We start from the raw sequence: 20,159 nt of genomic DNA on the forward strand, positions 1-20,159 counted from the left end.
GTCCTTCCGGTGGTTCGAGTGGGTCACTTGGCGCCCAGCGCCGTCTGCAGGGCCCGCAGGTTGGACTCCATGACCTGGAAGTAGTCGTCGCCGCGGGACTTGCCGGTGATGCCCTCGAGCGGGTCGAGGACGTCCGTCCTGAGTCCGGCGTCGCGGGCGACGGTCTTCGCGGTCCGGTCGCTGACCAGCGTCTCGTAGAAGACGGTGGTCACCCCGTCGGCCTTGGCGGTCTCGGCGAGTTGCTTCACGCGCGCCGCGCTGGGCTCGGACTCGGGGTCGAGGCCGTTGATGGCCTCCTCCGTCAGTCCGTAGCGCGCGGCGAGATGGCCGAAGGCGGCGTGGGTGGTGACGAAGACGTCGGTCTTCCGGTGCTCGAGGCCGGCCTTGAACTCGGCGTCGAGGTCGTTCAGCCTGCCGACCAGGGCCTCGGTGTTCTTCTCGTAGTCGGTGGCGTGGTCGGGGTCGGCCTTCTCGAATGCCTTGCCGACGCCCTCGGCGATCTCGGCGTACTTGGCCGGGTCGAGCCAGACATGGGGGTCCCGGCCGTCGTGCCTGTGGCCGTGCCCGTCGTCGTCCTCGTGGCCGCCGGTCCCGGCGGCGTGGTCGAGGGAGGTCAGCGTGGCCGCGTCGATCTTCGTCCGCACACCGGACTGGCCGATGGCCTCGTCGACGGTGGGCTGCAGGCCCTTGAGGTAGAGCGCCGCGTCGGTCTCCTCGAGCTGCGCGGTCTGCTTGGCGCTGATCTCCAGGTCGTGCGGCTCCTGGCCGGGCTGGGTCAGACTGGTGACGTTCACATGGTCGCCGCCGATCTGCTCGGCGAGGAAGGCCATGGGGTAGAAGGAGGCGACGACGTCGAACTTGTCGGTGTTGCCCACGGCCGCGCTGCTGCCGGAGGAGCAGGCGGACAGGGCACCGAGGGCGGCTGCGGCGACCGCGGTCGCCGCAGCCGCGGGTATGAGGCGTCGTCGTACGTTCATGACACCCATTTTCAACAAACATGGAAACCGTTGTCAACAAGCCGGGTGAGAGGCCTGCGGCAGGCCCTAATTGGTCCAGGGGCAGGGCCCGCCGGTAGCCTGAGAACTTCGCTGGAAGCAATCTCGCTTCGTCGCCCGTCGTCGTAATGAAGAGAGCACCGTGGCCGCCGACAAGATCGACACCATCGTCAGCCTGAGCAAGCGCCGAGGCTTCGTATTCCCCTGCAGTGAGATCTACGGCGGCCAGCGTGCCGCCTGGGACTACGGGCCGCTGGGTGTCGAGCTCAAGGAGAACCTCAAGCGTCAGTGGTGGCGCTACATGGTGACTTCGCGTGAGGACGTGGTCGGCATCGACTCGTCGGTGATCCTGGCCCCCGAGGTGTGGGTCGCCTCCGGTCACGTCGCCACCTTCACGGACCCGCTCACCGAGTGCACCGCCTGCCACAAGCGGTTCCGCGCGGACCACCTGGAAGAGGCGTACGAGGAGAAGAAGGGCCGCGCCCCCGAGAACGGCCTCGCCGACGTCAACTGCCCTAACTGCGGCAACAAGGGCCAGTTCACCGAGCCCAAGCAGTTCTCGGGTCTGCTCTCCACCCACCTCGGCCCGACCCAGGACTCCGGCTCCGTCGCCTACCTGCGCCCCGAGACCGCCCAGGGCATCTTCACCAACTTCGCCCAGGTGCAGACCACTTCGCGCCGCAAGCCGCCGTTCGGCATCGCCCAGATCGGCAAGTCCTTCCGCAACGAGATCACGCCCGGCAACTTCATCTTCCGCACCCGCGAGTTCGAGCAGATGGAGATGGAGTTCTTCGTCAAGCCGGGCGAGGACGAGCAGTGGCAGGAATACTGGATGGAGCAGCGCTGGAACTGGTACACCGGTCTCGGCATGCGCGAGGAGAACATGCGGTGGTACGACCACCCGCAGGAGAAGCTCTCCCACTACTCCAAGCGCACCGCTGACATCGAGTACCGCTTCCAGTTCGGCGGCAGCGAGTGGGGCGAGCTGGAGGGTGTCGCCAACCGCACCGACTACGACCTCGGCGCCCACTCCAAGGCCTCCGGCCAGGACCTCTCCTACTTCGACCAGGAGGCCGGCGAGCGCTGGACGCCGTACGTCATCGAGCCGGCGGCCGGTCTCGGCCGGGCGATGCTCGCCTTCCTGCTCGACGCCTACGTCGAGGACGAGGCGCCCAACGCCAAGGGCAAGCTGGAGAAGCGCACGGTGCTGCGCCTCGACCCGCGCCTGGCCCCGGTCAAGGTCGCGGTGCTCCCGCTCTCCCGCAACCCGGAGCTGTCGCCGAAGGCCAAGGGCCTCGCCCAGACGCTGCGGCAGCACTGGAACATCGAGTTCGACGACGCCGGTGCCATCGGCCGCCGCTACCGCCGCCAGGACGAGATCGGTACGCCGTTCTGCGTCACGGTCGACTTCGACACCCTGGACGACAACGCGGTGACGGTGCGCGAGCGCGACACCATGAAGCAGGAGCGGGTCTCCCTCGACCAGATCGAGGGCTACCTGGCGAGCCGCCTGATCGGCTGCTGACGTCGTAGCACCGCGACTCCGCAGAACCCGCCCCGGGCAGCGCTTCCCGCGCCGCCCGGGGCGGTTCACGTTCCCGTGGGATCCACCGTCGCCTGGTGGGCCCGGGCCAGATGTTCCTCCGCCATCGGCCAGGGCAGGAACCGGGCGCGTCTGCGCCAGTCGCACGTCTGGCAGCTGATCGTGCGCCGCACCCCGGTGCGCCGGATCCGTACGACGTGTTCCCGGCCGTGCCGGTCCCAGCGGCTGACCTTGCTCGTGTCGATCTGCGGCATGACGCGGAGCGTGCGGCAAGGGCAACATCAACGGGGTTTGCGCGCAGGTGAATTCGGTGGAGGGCCGGTCCGGGTGCGGCTACGCGTCCACGCCCGCCGCCTCGCGGATCTCCGCCGACTCCAGCCGGTCGGCCGTGTGCCGCGCGGTCGCGCGGGCCCAGCGGCCGGAGGTCACCGCGCCCACCACCAGCACCGCGAATCCGCACACGGTGAGGATCCACCAGCCGGGCCGCGCCGCCGACACGAAGCTGTCTGCGTACGACGACGAGCCCACCCCCGCCGCCAGCACCGCGCCCACCACCGCGACCCCGAGCGCCTGGCCCAGCTGCCGGCTGGTGGAGGCCACTGCCGAGGCCACCCCGGCCTGGGCGCGGGGCATGCCGGAGACGGCGGTGTTGGTGATGGGGGCGTTGACGAAGCCGAAGCCGACGCCGAACAGGACGTACCCGACGAACAGCGTGGCATTGGAGGTCTCGGCCTCGAAGAGGGCGAAGAGCAGCCCGCTCACCGTCATCGCGCCGCCCGCGATCAGCAGCGGCAGGCGGGGGCCCCGGCTGCCGACCAGACGGCCGGAGAGCGGGGCGCACAGGAAGGTCGGGACGGCCATGGGGAGCATCCACAGGCCGGCGTCCAGGGCGCTGAGGCCCCGTACGTTCTGCAGGTAGAGCGTGGAGAGGAACAGGAACCCGCCGAGCGCGGCGAACGCGCTCACCGCGATCACGGTGGCCCCGCTGAACGGTGCCGAGCGGAAGAAGCGCAGGTCGATCAGGGGTTCGTGGCGGCGGGACTCGTAGAGCAGCAGGGCGATCAGGGCCGCCAGCGCGAGGAGGGCGAAGGGGGCGGTGGTGGAGGGCGCCGCGTGCGGCGCCTCGATGATCGCGTACGTCAGGGAGCCGAACAGGACGATGACCAGAAGCTGCCCGACCGGGTCGGCGCGGCGGGGCTTGGGGGCGCGGGACTCCGGGACGAAGCGCAGGGTGAGGGTGAGGGCGGCGAGGCCGACCGGCAGGTTGATCCAGAAGATGGAACGCCAGCCGACGGAGTCCACCAGCAGGCCCCCGACCAGGGGGCCCGCCGCCATCGAGATGCCGACGACCGCGCCCCACGCGCCGATCGCGCGAGCGCGTTCGCGCGGGTCGGTGAAAGTGTTGGTGATGATCGACATGGCGACCGGGTTGAGCATCGAACCGCCCACCGCCTGCACCATGCGGAAGGCGACCAGGGCGTCCAGGTTCGGGGCGAGCGAGCACAGCACCGAGCCGAGGGTGAAGACGACCAGCCCCGCCATGAAGACCCGTTTGCGGCCGATCCGGTCGGCCGTGGAGCCCGCCAGCATCAGCAGCGAGGCGAGGACGAGGGTGTAGGCGTCGATGGTCCACTGGAGGCCCGCGGTGCTCGCGTGCAGGTCCCTCTGGAGGGACGGCAGGGCGACGTTCAGCACCGTGTTGTCCAGGCTCACGATGAGCAGGCTCATGCAGCAGATCGCGAGCACGAGGAGACGTCGGCGCGGGCTGAGCTCGGGCATGGGTTCCATCGTACGCGCGGTTCAATAGTGCGGCTAACTAATGACAGGGGCACATGTGTCGTGCCGGGCAGCCCTCGGGATGCGGGACAATGGGGGAATGTCCACGCCCACGCCCACCCCGGCTCAGCCCCCGTCGAACCGGCCGGACCACTCGAACCTGGCGATCGGCCCGTACGCGGTCCGGCCGCCCGTCGTGCTGGCTCCCATGGCCGGGATCACCAACGCGCCCTTCCGCACCCTGTGCCGGGAGTTCAGCGGCGGCAAGGGGCTGTTCGTCAGCGAGATGATCACCACCCGGGCGCTGGTCGAACGCAACGAGAAGACCATGCAGCTGATCAGGTTCGACGCGAGCGAGACGCCGCGTTCGATCCAGTTGTACGGTGTCGACCCGGCGACCGTCGGCAAGGCCGTCCGCATGATCGTGGAGGAGGACCTCGCCGACCACATCGACCTCAACTTCGGCTGCCCGGTGCCGAAGGTGACCCGCAAGGGCGGCGGCTCGGCCCTGCCCTACAAGCGGAACCTGCTGCGGTCCATCCTGCGCGAGGCGGTGAGCGGCGCCGGGGACCTGCCGGTCACGATGAAGATGCGCAAGGGCATCGACGACGACCACCTGACCTACCTGGACGCCGGCCGCATCGCCGTCGAGGAGGGCGTGAGCGCCGTCGCCCTGCACGGCCGCACCGCCGCCCAGCACTACGGCGGCACCGCAGACTGGGACGCCATCGCCCGGCTGAAGGAGCACGTGCCGGAGATCCCCGTGCTCGGCAACGGCGACATCTGGTCCGCCGACGACGCGCTGCGGATGGTGCGCGAGACGGGCTGTGACGGGGTCGTGGTGGGGCGCGGCTGCCTGGGCCGGCCGTGGCTGTTCGCCGACCTGGTCGCGGCCTTCGAGGGCCGGGACGACTTCCGCAGGCCCACGCTGCGCGTGGTCGCCGACGTCATGGTCCGGCACGCGACCCTGCTCGGGGAGTGGATCGGGGACGAGTCGCGCGGGGTGATCGACTTCCGCAAGCACGTCGCCTGGTACCTGAAGGGCTTCGCGGTCGGCTCGGAGATGCGCAAGCGGCTCGCGATCACCTCCTCGCTCCGGGAACTGCGTTCCGGGCTGGACGAGCTGGACCTGGACCAGCCCTGGCCGACCGGCGCGGACGGCCCCCGCGGCCGTACCTCCGGCAACAACCGGGTGGCGCTGCCGGACGGCTGGCTGAAGGACCCGTACGAGTGCGCGGGCGTCGGCGAGGACGCCGAACTCGACACGTCCGGCGGCTGACCGCGTCAGCGCCCGGCCGGGTGCGGGACGGAGCCGTAGGCCTTCAGGAAGCGGTCGCGGAACGCGTCCATCTTCCACACGGGCGCGTCCCCGGCCGGCCTCAGGCCCTCCGTCCAGTTCCAGTCGGCGATCTTCTCCAGCACCTTCGGGTCCTTGGCGACGATCGTCACCGGCACGTCCCGGCTCGCCCGCAGGCCGCTGACCCGGGCGACGGGCTGGTGGTCGCCGAGGAAGACGAGGACGGTGTCGTCGGTGCCGTAGCGCTCCAGCCACCGGGTGAGGGCGGTCACCGAGTACGTGACCGACCTGCCGTACTCCTGACGGGACTTGGTGGCGTCCGTCATCAGGGTGCCGGGTTCCTTCCCCGCCTTCTGGATGGGGCCGAAGACGGAGCCGTCGCCGAGTTCGTCCCAGCCGACCATCTCGGGGAGGGGTGCCCAGGGCTGGTGGCTGGAGGTCAGGATGATCTCCGCCATCAGGTTCTTGCCCCGGTCGCGCTCCTTGCCGTGCTCCAGGCGCTGGAAGGCCTTGAGGGTGTACTGGTCCGGCATCGTCGACCAGCTGAACTTCGGTCCCTGATAGCTCAGTTGGAAGGCGTTGTAGACCTTGTCGAGGCCGAACCACTTCGCCTCGGGCCAGTTCTTCTGGACACCCGGCATGATGCCGACGGTGTCCCACGCCCCGGACTTCCCGAACGCCTTGGTGAGGGTGAGGCGGTCGTTCGCGGTGGCGGTTCGGTAGCGCTGCTGGTTGTCGATCCACAGGCCGGACAACGCCGTCGAGTGGCCGAGCCAGCTGCTGCCGCCGAACGTCGCCGAGGTCAGCCAGCCGCTCCGGGCCCGGTACCCCGCCTTCGCGAGGGTCTCGGTGCCGGTGTCGAGGGTGCGGGTGACGCCGGGGGCGATCACCGGGTCCTCCAGGGCGGTGCGGCCGTAGCTCTCGATGAACGTGATGAGCACGTCCTTGCCGCGCAGGTCGGGCAGGAGCCCGCCGGGGGGCGTGGCCGCGAAGACGTCGGAACGTGCCACCTTCTCGAACTCCGCCTCGTCGCGCAGCGTGTCCACCACGCGCCGGGCCTGCACCTTCGCCGCCGCGGTGGCCCGGTCCGAGGCGACCGGCGTACCGAGGACCTGCAGGCCGAGGGCGGTGCAGGTGATCCACACGGTGCCCGCGACGAGGGCGCCCCGGGCGGCCCGCGCGCGGTGCCGGGCCAGCAGCTCGCTCAGCCGGACGGCGGCCAGCGCCATCACGACCACCAGGAGCAGGGCGAGGGCGACGGTGCCGACGGTGGCGGCCGTGGCGGTCGCGGGACCCATCGAGTCCCCGACGTAGGCCTGGGCGTCGTCGAGCAGCCCCCAGTCGAGGACCAGGTTGAAGCCCCGGCCCAGGTATTCGTTGAACCCGATGTCCAGCAGGTTCAGCACGGTCAGCACGGCGAGACCGATCCCGTACAGCGCGGCCGCGACGATCCGGGGCCGGCGCGGCAGGGCGGGGAGCAGCGCTGCCCCGATGATCGCCTCGGCCGGTATCCGGGTGAACCGGTCGGGGCGCAGGGCACCGGCGGTGTTGGGCAGCAGAAGGGCGCCGACGACCAGCGCGGCGGCGAGGACGTGCAGGGTCCGGCGGGCGGCGCGTACGGCGCGGGGGTGCCGGTCGCGCAGAGCGGCGTAGCGGGTGCGGAGGGTGCGGGTGGCTGGAGGGGTGGGGCGGGTCTCTTCCCCCTGCTTCTCGTCCTGCCTCTCGTCCCCTCGTTTCTCTTCGGTGGTCCGTGTCGGCCGGCGCAGGCGTGTGAAGACAGGCACCCGGAGGTCCTTCCGTGCAAAACCCGGTGAGGAGGCGGACCCGGCGTGGGGGTCCGGATCCGCCGCAGTTCCGTACGGGCGTGCCGGCCGGTTCGTTCAACGGTCCGTTCCGCCGTGGGGACCGGAGGTACGGGAGGCGTCCGCATGGTGAAATCCCGGCGACTGCGACAGCGTGATTCTCGCCACCCTTGATAAGAGGTGCGCTCAGATGAGCGGATCATGAGCGACTGCACTTCTCAAAGGATGGCACTGGGTGCCATCCTTTGATCGTTCATCGAGCGAAATCAGACGTGCCGATCGTTGCTCAGGTGAGCGCGTAGAGCGGCCCAATCCGGAATCCTAGTGTTCAAGAAGTGAACACACGGGGCTGTAATTTCTTGCCAAACCTTGACTTGTCTTTGACTTTTGATCCAGTGGCGGCGGAGTGCTCCCAGCCGCATGGTGGACGTGTGGACGTACCCATACGCCTTTGATCTGGGTATGTTCCTGCTCGTCAGGGCAGCCACCGCGTCCTCGAGGAGTCGAGACCCGTGTCGGAAAACAAAGATCTCCATGGAGCCCAGCAGGGCGGGAGTGTTGAGGGCGTGAAGTTCGTCTACGACTTCACCGAGGGCAACAAGGACCTCAAGGACCTGCTCGGCGGCAAAGGTGCGAACCTCGCCGAGATGACCAATCTGGGTCTTCCCGTCCCTCCCGGCTTCACCATCACCACGGAGGCCTGCAAGGTCTACCTGGACAGCGGTGAGGAGCCGGCGGCACTGCGTGACGAGGTGAGTGCGCACCTCGACGCCCTCGAAGCGGCGATGGGCAAGAAGCTCGGCCAGCCCGACAACCCCCTCCTGGTGTCGGTCCGCTCCGGGGCGAAGTTCTCCATGCCCGGCATGATGGACACCGTCCTGAACATCGGCCTCTCCGACAAGTCCGTGCAGGGCCTGGCCAAGCAGGCCGGCGACGACCGTTTCGCCTGGGACTCCTACCGGCGCCTCATCCAGATGTTCGGCAAGACCGTCCTCGGCGTCGACGGCGACCTCTTCGAGGACGCGCTGGAGGCGGCGAAGACGGCCAAGAAGGTCGCGGTCGACACCGAGCTGGAGGCCGCCGACCTCAAGAAGCTGGTCACCAGGTTCAAGAAGATCGTCAAGACCGAGGCCGGCCGGGACTTCCCGCAGGACCCGCGCGAGCAGATGGACCTCGCCATCCACGCGGTCTTCGACTCCTGGAACACCGACCGGGCCAAGCTCTACCGCCGCCAGGAGCGCATCCCGCACGACCTGGGCACGGCCGTCAACGTCTGCTCCATGGTCTTCGGCAACCTCGGCCCGACTGAAACATCCAGGGGCGGCGGCACCGGCGTGGCCTTCACCCGCGACCCCGCCTCCGGCCAGCAGGGCGTCTACGGCGACTACCTGGAGAACGCACAGGGCGAGGACGTGGTCGCGGGCATCCGCAACACCGTGCCGCTCGCCGATCTGGAGCAGATCGACAAGAAGTCGTACGACCAGCTGATGCAGATCATGGAGACGCTGGAGAACCACTACAAGGATCTCTGCGACATCGAGTTCACCATCGAGCGCGGTCAGCTGTGGATGCTCCAGACCCGCGTCGGCAAGCGCACCGCGGGCGCGGCCTTCCGGATCGCCACCCAGCTGGTCGACCAGGGCCTGATCGACGAGGCCGAGGCGCTCACCCGTGTCACCGGCGCGCAGCTCGCCCAGCTGATGTTCCCGCGCTTCGACGAGGAGGCGAAGGTCGAGAAGATCGGGCGCGGCATCGCGGCCTCGCCGGGCGCGGCGGTCGGCAAGGCGGTCTTCGACTCGTACACGGCCGTCAAGTGGTCCCGCTCCGGTGAGAAGGTCATCCTGGTCCGTCGCGAGACCAACCCCGACGACCTGGACGGCATGATCGCCGCCGAGGGCATCCTCACCTCCCGTGGCGGCAAGACCTCGCACGCCGCCGTCGTCGCACGCGGCATGGGCAAGACCTGTGTGTGCGGCGCGGAGGAGCTGGAGGTCGACACCAAGCGCCGCCGGATGACCGTCCCCGGCGGGCACGTCGTCGAGGAAGGCGACCTGATCTCCATCGACGGTTCCACCGGCAAGGTCTACCTCGGTGAGGTACCCGTCGTCCCGTCCCCGGTCGTGGAGTACTTCGAGGGCCGGATGCACCCGGGTGCCGACGACGCCGACGAACTGGTCGAGGCGGTCCACCGGATGATGGCCTTCGCCGACCGCAAGCGCCGGCTGCGGGTGCGCGCCAACGCCGACAACGCCGAGGACGCGCTGCGCGCCCGCCGCTTCGGCGCCCAGGGCATCGGCCTGTGCCGCACCGAGCACATGTTCCTCGGCGACCGGCGCGAGCTGGTGGAGCGGCTGATCCTGGCCGACACCGAGGCCGAGCGCGACGAGTCCCTGAAGGCGCTGCTCCCGCTGCAGCGGCAGGACTTCGTCGAGCTGTTCGAGGGGATGGACGGCCTTCCGGTCACCATCCGGCTCCTCGACCCGCCGCTGCACGAGTTCCTGCCCGACATCACCGAGCTGTCGGTCCGCGTGGCCCTCGCCGAGTCCCGGCAGGAGCCGCACGAGAACGAACTGCGCCTCCTCCAGGCCGTGCACCGGCTGCACGAGCAGAACCCGATGCTGGGCCTGCGCGGAGTCCGCCTCGGCCTGGTCATCCCCGGCCTGTTCACCATGCAGGTGCGGGCCATCGCCGAGGCGGCGGCCGAGCGCCGGGCGGCCAAGGGCGACCCGCGCGCCGAGATCATGATTCCGCTGGTCGGCACGGTCCAGGAGCTGGAGATCGTCCGAGAGGAGGCCGACCAGGTCATCGCGGAGGTCGAGAAGGCCACCGGCACGCGGCTGAAGCTCGCCATCGGCACGATGATCGAGCTGCCGCGCGCCGCCCTGACCGCCGGCCAGATCGCCGAGGCCGCCGAGTTCTTCTCCTTCGGCACCAACGACCTCACCCAGACGGTGTGGGGCTTCAGCCGGGACGACGTGGAGGCCAGCTTCTTCACGGCCTACCTGGAGAAGGGCATCTTCGGCGTCTCCCCGTTCGAGACGATCGACCGGGACGGCGTCGGCTCCCTGGTGAAGCTCGCCGCCGAGGCCGGCCGCGCCACCCGCCCCGGCCTCAAGCTCGGCGTCTGCGGCGAGCACGGCGGCGACCCGGAGTCGGTCCACTTCTTCCACGAGGTCGGCCTGGACTACGTCTCCTGCTCCCCGTTCCGCATCCCCGTCGCCCGCCTGGAGGCCGGCCGCGCCGCGGTCACCTCGAACGGCAGCGACCACCGCTGAGTCCCGGTCCCCGGGGCGCGCGAACCCCGGAGCCGTTGCCTGTCACCCGACCACCCTCACCGATCGGCAACGGCTCCGGATCACGAAAGGAAACGGCGGCACCCGTGCGGGGGTGCCGCCGTTTCCCGTGTCCTCGGCCCGGCGTGGATCAGTTCGTGCCGCGGCGCCTGCGGGAGGCGAACAGGACGGCGCCGCCCGCCAGGACGACGGCCGCGCCGCCGGCCGCGATGTACGGGGTGGCGCTGTTGCCGCCGGTCTCGGCGAGGTCGGTGCCGCCGCCCTTCTCGGTGGTGCCCTTGTCGCCGGCGTCGGAGCCGGTGGCGCCGTCGTCCGAGCCGCTGTCCCTGTCGCCGACGGGGACGAAGTCCGCCGGCGCGTCGTCGCAGCCGATGCCGTCGTTGTCGCGGTCCAGGTGCTTGCCGTAGTGCTCGCTGCCCGCCTTGATGTCGGAGTACCCGGCCTCGTACGCCTCGGTGCAGTTCTTGAAGGCGCCCTCGTGGGCCACGGCGGAGGTGGCCGGCAGGACGGCCAGGGCGAGCGCGGCGACGGTCACGGCGGCGGACTTGTAGGACAGGTTCACGGGGAAACTCCCAGCCATGTGCGGATATCCGGCGGCATGCCCCTGTCCGGGGCGGTCTGCCGGGTGTGAGCTGCCGACGGTAGGGGAGGGGCTGGGGGAGTGCGTGGAGGTTTTGTGGACCCGTGACGCGAACGTGACGTGACCGGACGGTAGCTCTCCGTTCATGCGGGCGCGCTCCGTGCGCCGCGCCCGCATGGACGGGGGGGAGTGGTCAGGTGCGGAACGGGCCCTTCACCTCGTAGGTGATGCCGCCGGACGAACTGCCGCTCGTGCCGCGCTGGCTGGAGAAGTACAGGCGGGTGCCGTCCGGGGAGAAGGCCGGGCCGGTGATCTCGGAACCGGACTGGCCGTCCACCCGCAGGAAGGGGGCCACGACGTCGTCGGGGGTGATGACGCAGACCTCCATGTTGCCGCCGTCCTCGGCCACGAACAGGTCGCCGGAGGAGGAGCCGGTGACGTTGTCGACGCCGGTCAGGGGAGCGGCGCCGCCCGGTACCAGGGAGTCGTCGTAGGCGAGTTCGATGGTCTGGGCGGAGGCGTCGTACTGCCAGACGCGGTTGTCGCCCTTGGTGGTGAACCAGCAGGTGTCGTTCGCGTAGTGGCAGCCCTCGCCGCCGTTGAAGCGTTTGGCGCCGGAGACCTGGTTGCGGGTGGCGGTGGCGCCGGACGGGTCGGGGACCCGCGCCCAGTTCACCGGGCCGCTGGTGCCGCTGCCCCCCACCAGTACCTCCAGCGTGCCGGAGGAAAGGTCGCCCCACGTCGTCGGTCGGAAGCGGTAGAAGCAGCCGTCCGGGACGTCCTCGGTCAGGTAGACGACCCTGCGGACCGGGTCGGCGGCCGCCGCCTCGTGCTTGAAGCGGCCCATCGCGTCCCGGCGGACCGCCGCCTTCACCCCCCACGGGTCGGTCTCGTAGACGTAACCGCGGTCCACCTCCTCGCAGGACAGCCAGGTGTTCCACGGAGTGCTGCCGCCCGCGCAGTTCTGCCGGGTGCCGGACAGGATGCGGTACGCGCCCGTGATGGCGCCGGTGGCCGAGAAGCGCACCGCGCCCGCTCCGCCGGAGGGGTCGATCTCCGAGTTGGAGACGTAGATCCAGCCGCTGCCGTCCGCGTAACAGGCGCCGCCGTCGGGGGCGTTGTGCCAGGTGTACGAGGTGCCCGGGACCTGCCGGCCGGAACGGGCGATCACTCTGCTGGTGAACCCGGCGGCAGCCGGATCCCGTTGGCGTCCGCCGCGCCGAGAGCACCGTACGGGCCGGTGCCGGGCTGGGCGGGCGCCGCGTACGCGGCGCTGTGCCAGAGTGCGCCACCGAGGACCGCACCGGTGCCGCCCATGGCGCTCGCACGAAGGAAGGTACGACGTTCCACTGCCGCTCCTGGAGGTGCCGTGAACCGTCCCGCCACCGGTCGGTGACGGGGTCGTGCGGTCACGGAACCTACGGGTCCGGCATGGACACCTCATGACCGAAGGCGTACCGGCGGGTGGCCGTCCTGGGCACCACCCGACCCGTGTGCCCGGCCTTCTGCGGGCTCACGCCGCCCTGACCTCGTATGTGGTCAGCCGGACCGTGTCGTCCGCCCGGGCACCGGCGGCACGAACGGGCAGGAGCCGGTGGCCAGGACGAGTCGGTCGTACGCGGCCACCGAACCGCCCGCGCAGGCGACGGTGCGCGCCGCGAGGCCGGTGCCGATCACCACCACACGCCCGTTCGAGGTGATGCCCCCTGAGCCTGCGGTGCGGGTACGAGGACGCTCAACCTCAGGAAAAGCTCATCTCGATGGACGGCACAACTATCCGGTCCATAGGGTCACGGCCATGCCCGACATCTCGCTGACCACCGTCATTCTCCTCTGCCTCGCGGCGCTCGCCGCCGGCTGGATCGACGCCGTGGTCGGTGGCGGCGGGCTGCTGCTCCTGCCGGCCCTGCTGCTGGGCCTGCCCGCCGGCACCCCGGCCGCGCACGCGCTGGGCACCAACAAGGCGGTCGCCATCGTCGGCACCACGGGCGCGGCGATCACCTACGCACGCAAGGCCCCGGTGGACGTCCGTACCGCCGTACGCATCGGTCTCGCCGCCCTCGCCGGGTCGTCGGGCGGCGCCTTCCTCGCCGCCGGGATGAGCACCGAGGTCCTCAAACCGGTGATCATGGTGGTGCTGCTCGCCGTGGCCGCCTTCGTCATCCTCCGTCCGTCCTTCGGTACCGCGCCCGCACCCGGCCCGGTCACGCGCCGCCGCGTCCTCGCCGCGATCGGCCTCGGCGGCCTGGGCATCGGTTTCTACGACGGTCTCATCGGTCCCGGCACCGGTACGTTCCTCGTCCTGGCGCTCACCGCGCTGCTCCACCTCGACCTCGTCACCGCCTCCGCCACCGCGAAGATCGTCAACTGCTGCACCAACGCGGGCGCGCTGGCGATGTTCGCCTGGCAGGGCGCGGTGCTGTGGCAGCTGGCGGCCCTGATGGCCGTGTTCAACCTCGCGGGCGGCATGCTCGGCGCCCACACGGCCCTGAAGAAGGGCAGCGGCTTCGTCCGCATCGTCCTGCTGACGGTCGTCTTCGCCCTGGTGGCGAACATGGCGTACGAACAGTGGCTGGCCTGAGGCCGCGGGCCGCGGAACTTCAGAGGGGGGACCACGCGCGTCGCGCCCCGGCGTGCGTCAGTGGCTGTGGCTGCCCGTCAGGTGGGCGTAGACGACGACGTTGCCCCGGTAGCCGGTGCCGCGTGACCAGCCGCCGCCGCAGGTGATGATCCGCAGTTCGGGCCGTTCCGCCGCGCCGTAGACCTGTTCGTCGGGGAAGTCCCTCGCGTCGTACGCCTCCACGGCGTGCACCGTGAACACGGCGGTGCGGCCGTCCAGCCGGTCCACCTCGACGGTGCTGCCCTTGCGCAGGGCGCCCAGGGAGTAGAAGACGGCGGGGCCGTCGGCGTTGTCGACATGGCCCGCGATGATCGCGGTGCCCCGCTCGCCGGGCGTGGTGCCGGCCTCGTACCAGCCGGCCAGGTTCTTCCGCTCGGGCGGCGGCACGTCGAGGCTGCCGGTGCCGGTCAGCCCGAGGCCCGTCAGCGGCGCGTCCACGTCGATCGCGGGGATGCGGACCCGGTCCGGCGGGGAGGGCGGCAGCGCGGCGGGGCGGCCGGCGACGAGACCGACGCGCCCGGAGTGGGCCTGGACGGCGGACGGCTGGGGAGGGGCGTGCGTCTCGGCCGCGTCGCGCAGCAGCCACAGCCCGCAGCACAGGGCGAACACGCTCACGGAGGCTATGGCCGTGTCGCTCGGGCCGCCGGCCCGGCCGAACCTGCTGTGCATCGTGGACTGACCTCTTCGGAGTCGGCCCCGTGCCCCCTCCGGGCCGCGAGGGGGGGGCGGACCCGGAGGGGGAGGGGACATGCGGTACCGGTGGACGGGCAGCGGAGGGTGCCCGTCAGATCCCGTCGCCTCTCGCCCGGCGATGCAGGAACCAGGTACCGCCCGCGGCGGCGACGGCGAGCGTCGCCACGCCGGCCGCGGTCTGTACGGGGTCGGGGCCCAGGGCACTGCCGACCCCCGTCTTCACACTTCCGTACGGATGCACCTGCTGGGCCGCGGACGTCAGTCTGACCACCAGGTCGCCGGTCACCCGCTGCCCGCCGGCGGAGCATTTCGCGACGATCTCGTACGTCCCCGGCTGCGCGCCCGGCGGCACCCGGAACCGGCCGATCGAGTCCCGCTCGTGCGCGCTCGGCGCCAGGGTGAAACGGCCGGCGCCCACGGCGGTGGCGTCCCCCGCGACCGTGTCGCGGTCCCCGCACGCCGCGGTGTTCACCGTCACCTGCGCGCCGGCCACGACCGAGGAGGGGTACACCTCCAGGTTCCCGGACGCCGTGCCGCGGGAGTGCCCCGCCGGGGCGGCGTCCGCCTCCCCGGCGTATCCGGCGGGGGCGACGAGCAGCCCCACGGCGGCCAGAGCGAGCGCGGGGCCGGCCAGACCGGCTCCACCGGGCAGGCCGGGCCCACCGGGCAGGCCGGTCAGCAACCGGGCGGTACCTCGCATCGATGCTCCCTCGAGCTCACGCAGGGGTCACGCCCGCAGCACCCCCATGTGCCGCCGTCAGTCGCGTCCCTGCCTGTCCGAGGTAAGTACCATCGGGCACGGCGCGCTCTTTGAAAAGAAGTCAGAAATGGGGTGAACGGGTGTCGGACCCGTCCGGCCGGGGCCTGCCCGCCTCCTGTTCCGGCAGGTCACCGACGTACGGCGGCCCCGTCCGGGGAAAGAACCCGAAGGGCGCACCGCACGCCTGTGAACGGGTGACCCGCTCACGGCGTCACCGCCTCCATCCGTACCGCGCACACCTTGAGCCCCGGCATCGTGAGGCCGGGGCCAGGGCGGGGTGGGTGAGGGTGACGGCGCGGCCTCCGCCGGCCCGGTGGAACGGCATGAACACGGTGTAGGGACGGATCGCGGAGGTGCTCCGCGCCGGCGTCACCGCCCGGCTCCGCCGAACACCCCGACCGCGCCTGCCCCGTACTCCGCACGCGTCCGCCCCAGCCCCTCGGCGACCCGCTCCAGCGCCTCCTCCCAGGAGGCCGGCACCAGCACACCCGCCCCGGACCGCACCAGCGGCGAGGCCGACCGCACGCTCGACGACAGCACAGCGGGGGCCGTACGCCCCTTCCCGCACAGCGCCCCCGGTTCACTGGAGAGTCCGCCCGCTCCCGCACCTCGACGGTCGTCCCGTCCGGGGCCTGCGTCAGATTCATCCCCCACTGCAGCGCGCAGTACGGGCAGTGCGTGGGCGTCCCGGAGAACTCTCCATACCGCCCACCCCCTGCGCCCCCCGTGTCACGCCCCGCACCGCCCCCGGTTGCACACCGGGGGCGGCGACCTCCCCGGGACCGTGGGCGCGCGGTGAGACCGAGGGCGCGGGTGTCATCTGTTCAGACACCGGCGGTCGGCGCCGGGCGTCCCGAAGATCCGGAAGCGAGCCTCGGCCGGCTCTTCTTCGGTGAAGGAGCCATGCTCTTCCTGATGACGCACCAGGTCAGTGCCGAGCAACTGGTGTCGCAGTCGACGAGCCACCGCTTCGGCGACCTGCTCGGTGGGAAGCGTCACCGTGATCCGCGTCGTGTCCGTCATGGCGTGAGCCTACGGCGACATGCGCGCCGTCAGTCCGCGGTTTTCGGGGCGTGGATGTCCGCCAGGGCCTGCTGCACCCCGGGCTCCTCCGGCCCGAGGAAGTGCGGGTCCGGACGGAACGCCGCGTCCGCCGCCGCCTTCCCCGCGGCGAAGATCTCCCGGACGCCCCCGTAGTACCAGGTGACGTCGTGCCGGTCGTCGACGCCGACGCCGTACGAGGAGACACCGGCCGCCCGGCACAGCGTGACCGCGCGGCGGATGTGGAAGCCCTGGCTGATCAGCACGGCCCGGTCCACGCCGAAGATCTTCTTCGCGCGGACGCAGGAGTCCCAGGTGTCGAAGCCCGCGTAGTCGCTGACGATCCGTGCGTCGGGCACGCCGTGCCGGGTCAGATAGGCGCGCATCGCGTCCGGCTCGTCGTACTCCTCACGGCTGTTGTCGCCGGTGACCAGGACCACCTCGATCCGGCCCGTCCGGTACAGCTCGGCCGCCGCGTTCAGTCGGCGTGCGAGATACGGCGACGGCTCCCCGTCCCACAGGCCCGCGCCGAAGACCACGGCGACGTCCGTGCGGGGCACGTCGGCGGTGGTGCGCAGGCGGCCGTCCGCCGCCAGGTGCATCCACGTCGCCGGCAGCAGCGCCAGGACGCACGCCGCCATCCCCGTCTGCACCAGCCGCCGCCGACCGGTACGGGTGCGCGGCAGGTGCAGCAGGCGCGGTCGGCGGAACCCGCGGGTCCTCACGCGGCGCAACAGGTCAAGCATCGGACGGGCACCCTCCCCCGGTCGGTCCTCGACCTCGGAGACGCATCGGCACGCCCTCCGGTTCAGCCGTGCCCTGTGATCGGCTTCACGGTGGGCGGGGGAGGGGAGGAGGAGCAGTGGCTCGAACGGGCTCGCGCCGTGCGTGGGCCTGCCCTGGCCCTTCTCCTCCACTGCCACGACCAGGCCCGGACGGCCCCGTCCCCGCGCCGCCGAGCCAGCCCCCGGCTGCCCGACGCCGCACGGGCGGACCCGGGCTGTCGTGCCCGCTGTCACCGGGGGGCCGTAGTGTCGAAACATGGCAGGCACCGGCACCCCCGTCCCCACCGGCCCCGCAGCGCAGGCGCAGGAACAGGCGCGGCGGAACCACACCCCGCCCCCCGGCTACACGTCGGCCTCGCTCGCCCGCTGGGCCGCCGAACCCGACAAGCGCCCCGGGCGTACCGCCTTCCAGCGCGACCGCGCACGCGTGCTGCATTCGGCGGCCCTGCGCCGCCTGGCCGGCAAGACCCAGGTCGTCACCCCCGGAGCGGCCAGCCCGGTCTGGGACGCCAGTCCCCGCACCCGCCTCACCCACTCCCTCGAGTGCGCCCAGGTGGGCCGGGAGCTCGGTGCCGCCCTCGGCTGCGACCCGGACCTCGTGGAGGCCGCCTGCCTCTCCCACGACCTGGGCCATCCGCCCTTCGGCCACAACGGCGAACAGGCGCTGAACGAGTTCGCCGAGGACTGCGGCGGCTTCGAGGGCAACGCCCAGTCGCTCCGCCTCCTCACCCGCATCGAACCCAAACGGTTCACCCCCGAAGGCTCCGTCGGCCTCAACCTCACCCGCGCCACCCTCGACGCCGCCACCAAGTACCCCTGGCCCCGAGGGGGCCACCCCACCGACCCGGCCTCCCCGAAGTTCGGCGTCTACGAGGACGACCGCCCCGTCTTCGACTGGATCCGCGAGGACGCCCCCGAGGGCCGCGTCTGCTTCGAGGCCCAGGTCATGGACTGGGCCGACGACGTGGCCTACTCGGTGCACGACGTGGAGGACGGCCTGCACGCCGGCCACATCGACCCCAACCTCCTGCACGCCGAGCCCGAGCGGCAGGAGGTCTTCGCCGTCGCCGTCGGCCGCTACACCGACCCCGGCACCGACCCGGCGGAACTCGCCGAGGCGCTCGACCGGCTCCTCGCCCAGGAGTGGTGGCCGCACGGCTACGACGGCACCGCGGTCGCCCAGGCCCGCCTCAAGGACGCCACCAGCCAGCTCATCGGCCGCTTCTGCCTCGCCGCCGAGGGCGCCACCCGGCAGAGGTACGGCAGCGGCCGGCTCACCCGCCACGGAGCCGAACTCGTCGTCCCCAGGGAGACCCGGATGGAGTGCGCCGTGCTCAAGGCGGTCGCCGACCGGTACGTCATACAGCGCGCCGAGCAGGAACTGCTCCGCGCCGACCAGCGGATCGTCGTCGCCGAACTGGCCGAGGCGCTCACTGCCCGCGCCCCCGACGGCCTGGACCCGCAGTTCCGCACGCTGTTCGCGCGGGCCCCGGACGACCGCGCCCGCAAACGGGTGATCGTCGACCAGATCGCGTCCCTCACCGACGCCTCGGCCCGCTCGCTTCACACCCGTCTGACGGGGCAGGGTTGAGGAGGAGCCCGAAGGCGACCGTCCGTGGCCTGATCGGGTCACTCCCCCTTCCCGCACCACCCGGTGTGCGGGACGCTCACAGGTGGCGGCACCCTGAAGAGGAGGCATCACGTGGTCGACGCGGATCAGACATTCGTCATCGTCGGAGGCGGACTGGCCGGCGCGAAAGCGGCCGAAACGCTGCGAACGGAGGGCTTCACCGGCCGTGTCCTGCTGATCTGCGACGAACGCGACCACCCGTACGAGCGGCCACCCCTGTCCAAGGGCTACCTCCTCGGCAAGGAGGAACGCGACAGCGTCTTCGTGCACGAGCCCGCCTGGTACGCGCGCCACGACGTCGAGCTGCACCTCGGCCAGACCGTCGACGCCGTCGACCGCGCCGCGAAGACCGTCCGCTTCGGCGAGGACGGCACCACCGTCCGCTACGACAAACTGCTGCTGGCCAACGGCGCCGAGCCCCGCCGCCTGGACATCCCGGGCACCGGCCTGGCCGGCGTCCACCACCTGCGCCGCCTCGCGCACGCCGAACGCCTCAAGGGCGTCCTGACCTCCCTCGGCCGTGACAACGGCCACCTGGTGATCGCCGGCGGCGGCTGGATCGGCCTGGAGGTCGCGGCGGCGGCCCGCGAGTACGGCGCGGAGGTCACCCTCGTGCACCGGGGGCAGACCCCGCTGCACTCGGTCCTCGGCCCCGAGCTCGGCCAGCTCTTCGCCGACCTGCACGGCGAGCACGGCGTCCGCTTCCACTTCGGCGCCACCCTCACCGAGATCACCGGGCAGGACGGCATGGTCCTCGCCGCCCGCACCGACGACGGCGAGGAGCACCCGGCGCACGCCGTCCTCGCGGCGATCGGCGCCGCCCCGCGCACCGGCCTCGCCCGGGCGGCGGGCCTGGAGATCGCCGACCGCGCGGACGGCGGCGGCATCCTGGTCGACGAGCGGCTGCGCACCTCCGACCCGGACATCCACGCGGCCGGTGACGTCGCATCCTTCCCGCACGCCCTGTTCGGCACCCGGATGCGCGTCGAGCACTGGGCCAACGCACTCAACGGCGGCCCGGCCGCGGCCCGCGCGATGCTCGGCCGGGAGGTCACGTACGACAGGGTGCCGTACTTCTTCAGCGACCAGTACGACCTGGGGATGGAGTACTCCGGCTGGGCACCCCCGGGCTCCTACGACCAGGTCGTGCTCCGGGGCGACTCGGGCAAGCGGGAGTTCATCGCGTTCTGGCTGAGGGAGGGCAGGGTGCTGGCCGGTATGAACGTCAACGTGTGGGACGTCACGGACCCGATCCAGCGGCTGATCCGCTCCCGGACCCCGGTGGACACGGAGGCCCTGGCCGACCCGCACGTCCCACTGGAAAGCCTCGCCTCCTGACTCCCG

Annotated in this window: 16 protein-coding genes and 2 pseudogenes; 6 read left to right on the forward strand and 12 right to left on the reverse strand. The window is 71.5% G+C overall.

Annotated features, from left to right (window positions below; genetic code table 11):
• Window positions 1-23: 23 nt before the first annotated feature.
• Complete coding sequence (locus tag AC6F7H_RS19760) at window positions 24-977, reverse strand: metal ABC transporter substrate-binding protein (RefSeq protein WP_500758262.1); 954 nt, start codon at window positions 975-977, stop codon at window positions 24-26.
• 160 nt (window positions 978-1,137) lie between these two features.
• Here AC6F7H_RS19760 and AC6F7H_RS19765 point away from each other — a divergent pair, with 160 nt between their 5' ends.
• The gene (locus AC6F7H_RS19765) at window positions 1,138-2,520 is read left to right on the forward strand and encodes a glycine--tRNA ligase (protein ID WP_500758263.1); all 1,383 of its coding nucleotides are present in this window, start codon (window positions 1,138-1,140) and stop codon (window positions 2,518-2,520) included.
• A gap of 65 nt (window positions 2,521-2,585) precedes the next feature.
• Here the strand turns inward: AC6F7H_RS19765 and AC6F7H_RS19770 are convergent, their stop codons facing one another.
• Together AC6F7H_RS19770 and AC6F7H_RS19775 are read right to left on the reverse strand one after the other, a co-directional pair.
• A complete protein-coding gene (locus AC6F7H_RS19770) occupies window positions 2,586-2,792 on the reverse strand; it encodes a hypothetical protein (RefSeq protein ID WP_500758264.1) in 207 nt (68 codons plus the stop codon).
• A gap of 79 nt (window positions 2,793-2,871) precedes the next feature.
• Complete coding sequence (locus AC6F7H_RS19775) at window positions 2,872-4,317, reverse strand: MFS transporter (protein ID WP_500758265.1); 1,446 nt, start codon at window positions 4,315-4,317, stop codon at window positions 2,872-2,874.
• A gap of 97 nt (window positions 4,318-4,414) precedes the next feature.
• Between AC6F7H_RS19775 and dusB the strand changes: the two genes are divergently transcribed.
• Window positions 4,415-5,593, forward strand: a complete 1,179-nt coding sequence (dusB, locus tag AC6F7H_RS19780) for a tRNA dihydrouridine synthase DusB (RefSeq protein WP_500758266.1) — start codon at window positions 4,415-4,417, stop codon at window positions 5,591-5,593.
• Between the two features lie 5 nt (window positions 5,594-5,598).
• On the opposite strand, the gene AC6F7H_RS19785 is transcribed toward dusB, so the two are convergent.
• Complete coding sequence (locus AC6F7H_RS19785) at window positions 5,599-7,395, reverse strand: alkaline phosphatase family protein (protein ID WP_500758267.1); 1,797 nt, start codon at window positions 7,393-7,395, stop codon at window positions 5,599-5,601.
• A 530-nt stretch (window positions 7,396-7,925) separates the two neighbouring features.
• On the opposite strand from AC6F7H_RS19785, the gene ppdK reads away from it, so the two are divergent.
• A complete protein-coding gene (ppdK, locus tag AC6F7H_RS19790; RefSeq protein WP_500758268.1) occupies window positions 7,926-10,688 on the forward strand; it encodes a pyruvate, phosphate dikinase in 2,763 nt (920 codons plus the stop codon).
• A gap of 148 nt (window positions 10,689-10,836) precedes the next feature.
• Here the strand turns inward: ppdK and AC6F7H_RS19795 are convergent, their stop codons facing one another.
• The 3 genes and pseudogenes from AC6F7H_RS19795 to AC6F7H_RS19805 form a co-directional block, all read right to left on the reverse strand.
• A complete protein-coding gene (locus AC6F7H_RS19795; protein ID WP_500758269.1) occupies window positions 10,837-11,268 on the reverse strand; it encodes an LAETG motif-containing sortase-dependent surface protein in 432 nt (143 codons plus the stop codon).
• Between the two features lie 211 nt (window positions 11,269-11,479).
• Window positions 11,480-12,636: pseudogene (locus AC6F7H_RS19800) on the reverse strand (alkaline phosphatase PhoX).
• A gap of 189 nt (window positions 12,637-12,825) precedes the next feature.
• A complete protein-coding gene (locus AC6F7H_RS19805; RefSeq protein ID WP_500758270.1) occupies window positions 12,826-12,969 on the reverse strand; it encodes a hypothetical protein in 144 nt (47 codons plus the stop codon).
• A gap of 115 nt (window positions 12,970-13,084) precedes the next feature.
• On the opposite strand from AC6F7H_RS19805, the gene AC6F7H_RS19810 reads away from it, so the two are divergent.
• Window positions 13,085-13,867, forward strand: coding sequence for a sulfite exporter TauE/SafE family protein (locus AC6F7H_RS19810; RefSeq protein WP_363032240.1), 783 nt, complete (start codon window positions 13,085-13,087; stop codon window positions 13,865-13,867).
• A gap of 57 nt (window positions 13,868-13,924) precedes the next feature.
• On the opposite strand, the gene AC6F7H_RS19815 is transcribed toward AC6F7H_RS19810, so the two are convergent.
• The 5 genes and pseudogenes from AC6F7H_RS19815 to AC6F7H_RS19835 all read right to left on the reverse strand — a co-directional run bounded on the left by AC6F7H_RS19815 (window position 13,925) and on the right by AC6F7H_RS19835 (window position 17,146).
• The gene (locus tag AC6F7H_RS19815) at window positions 13,925-14,575 is read right to left on the reverse strand and encodes a class F sortase (protein ID WP_500758271.1); all 651 of its coding nucleotides are present in this window, start codon (window positions 14,573-14,575) and stop codon (window positions 13,925-13,927) included.
• A gap of 115 nt (window positions 14,576-14,690) precedes the next feature.
• Window positions 14,691-15,299, reverse strand: coding sequence for a hypothetical protein (locus tag AC6F7H_RS19820; protein ID WP_500758272.1), 609 nt, complete (start codon window positions 15,297-15,299; stop codon window positions 14,691-14,693).
• A 435-nt stretch (window positions 15,300-15,734) separates the two neighbouring features.
• A pseudogene (locus AC6F7H_RS19825) lies at window positions 15,735-16,006 on the reverse strand (molybdopterin-dependent oxidoreductase); the annotation flags it as partial.
• 169 nt (window positions 16,007-16,175) lie between these two features.
• On the reverse strand, window positions 16,176-16,382 hold the full coding sequence (locus tag AC6F7H_RS19830) for a hypothetical protein (protein ID WP_500758273.1): 207 nt from the start codon (window positions 16,380-16,382) through the stop codon (window positions 16,176-16,178).
• Between the two features lie 29 nt (window positions 16,383-16,411).
• Window positions 16,412-17,146: a SanA/YdcF family protein gene (locus tag AC6F7H_RS19835; RefSeq protein WP_500758274.1), complete on the reverse strand. Its 735-nt coding sequence runs from the start codon at window positions 17,144-17,146 to the stop codon at window positions 16,412-16,414.
• A 295-nt stretch (window positions 17,147-17,441) separates the two neighbouring features.
• On the opposite strand from AC6F7H_RS19835, the gene AC6F7H_RS19840 reads away from it, so the two are divergent.
• Complete coding sequence (locus tag AC6F7H_RS19840; RefSeq protein WP_500758275.1) at window positions 17,442-18,776, forward strand: deoxyguanosinetriphosphate triphosphohydrolase; 1,335 nt, start codon at window positions 17,442-17,444, stop codon at window positions 18,774-18,776.
• Between the two features lie 111 nt (window positions 18,777-18,887).
• Window positions 18,888-20,153, forward strand: a complete 1,266-nt coding sequence (locus tag AC6F7H_RS19845) for an NAD(P)/FAD-dependent oxidoreductase (RefSeq protein ID WP_500758276.1) — start codon at window positions 18,888-18,890, stop codon at window positions 20,151-20,153.
• Window positions 20,154-20,159 lie beyond the last annotated feature (6 nt).

Source organism: Streptomyces sp. MMS24-W38 (assembly GCF_059889265.1).

Excerpts from the sequence above, each read along its gene's own strand:
- AC6F7H_RS19760 (WP_500758262.1), bottom strand. The coding sequence starts at position 977 with ATGAACGTACGACGACGCCTCATACCCGCGGCTGCGGCGACCGCGGTC.
- AC6F7H_RS19770 (WP_500758264.1), bottom strand. The coding sequence starts at position 2,792 with ATGCCGCAGATCGACACGAGCAAGGTCAGCCGCTGGGACCGGCACGGC.
- AC6F7H_RS19775 (WP_500758265.1), bottom strand. The coding sequence starts at position 4,317 with ATGCCCGAGCTCAGCCCGCGCCGACGTCTCCTCGTGCTCGCGATCTGC.
- dusB (WP_500758266.1), top strand. The coding sequence starts at position 4,415 with ATGTCCACGCCCACGCCCACCCCGGCTCAGCCCCCGTCGAACCGGCCG.
- AC6F7H_RS19810 (WP_363032240.1), top strand. The coding sequence starts at position 13,085 with ATGCCCGACATCTCGCTGACCACCGTCATTCTCCTCTGCCTCGCGGCG.
- AC6F7H_RS19815 (WP_500758271.1), bottom strand. The coding sequence starts at position 14,575 with ATGCACAGCAGGTTCGGCCGGGCCGGCGGCCCGAGCGACACGGCCATA.
- AC6F7H_RS19820 (WP_500758272.1), bottom strand. The coding sequence starts at position 15,299 with ATGCGAGGTACCGCCCGGTTGCTGACCGGCCTGCCCGGTGGGCCCGGC.
- AC6F7H_RS19830 (WP_500758273.1), bottom strand. The coding sequence starts at position 16,382 with ATGACGGACACGACGCGGATCACGGTGACGCTTCCCACCGAGCAGGTC.
- AC6F7H_RS19835 (WP_500758274.1), bottom strand. The coding sequence starts at position 17,146 with ATGCTTGACCTGTTGCGCCGCGTGAGGACCCGCGGGTTCCGCCGACCG.
- AC6F7H_RS19840 (WP_500758275.1), top strand. The coding sequence starts at position 17,442 with ATGGCAGGCACCGGCACCCCCGTCCCCACCGGCCCCGCAGCGCAGGCG.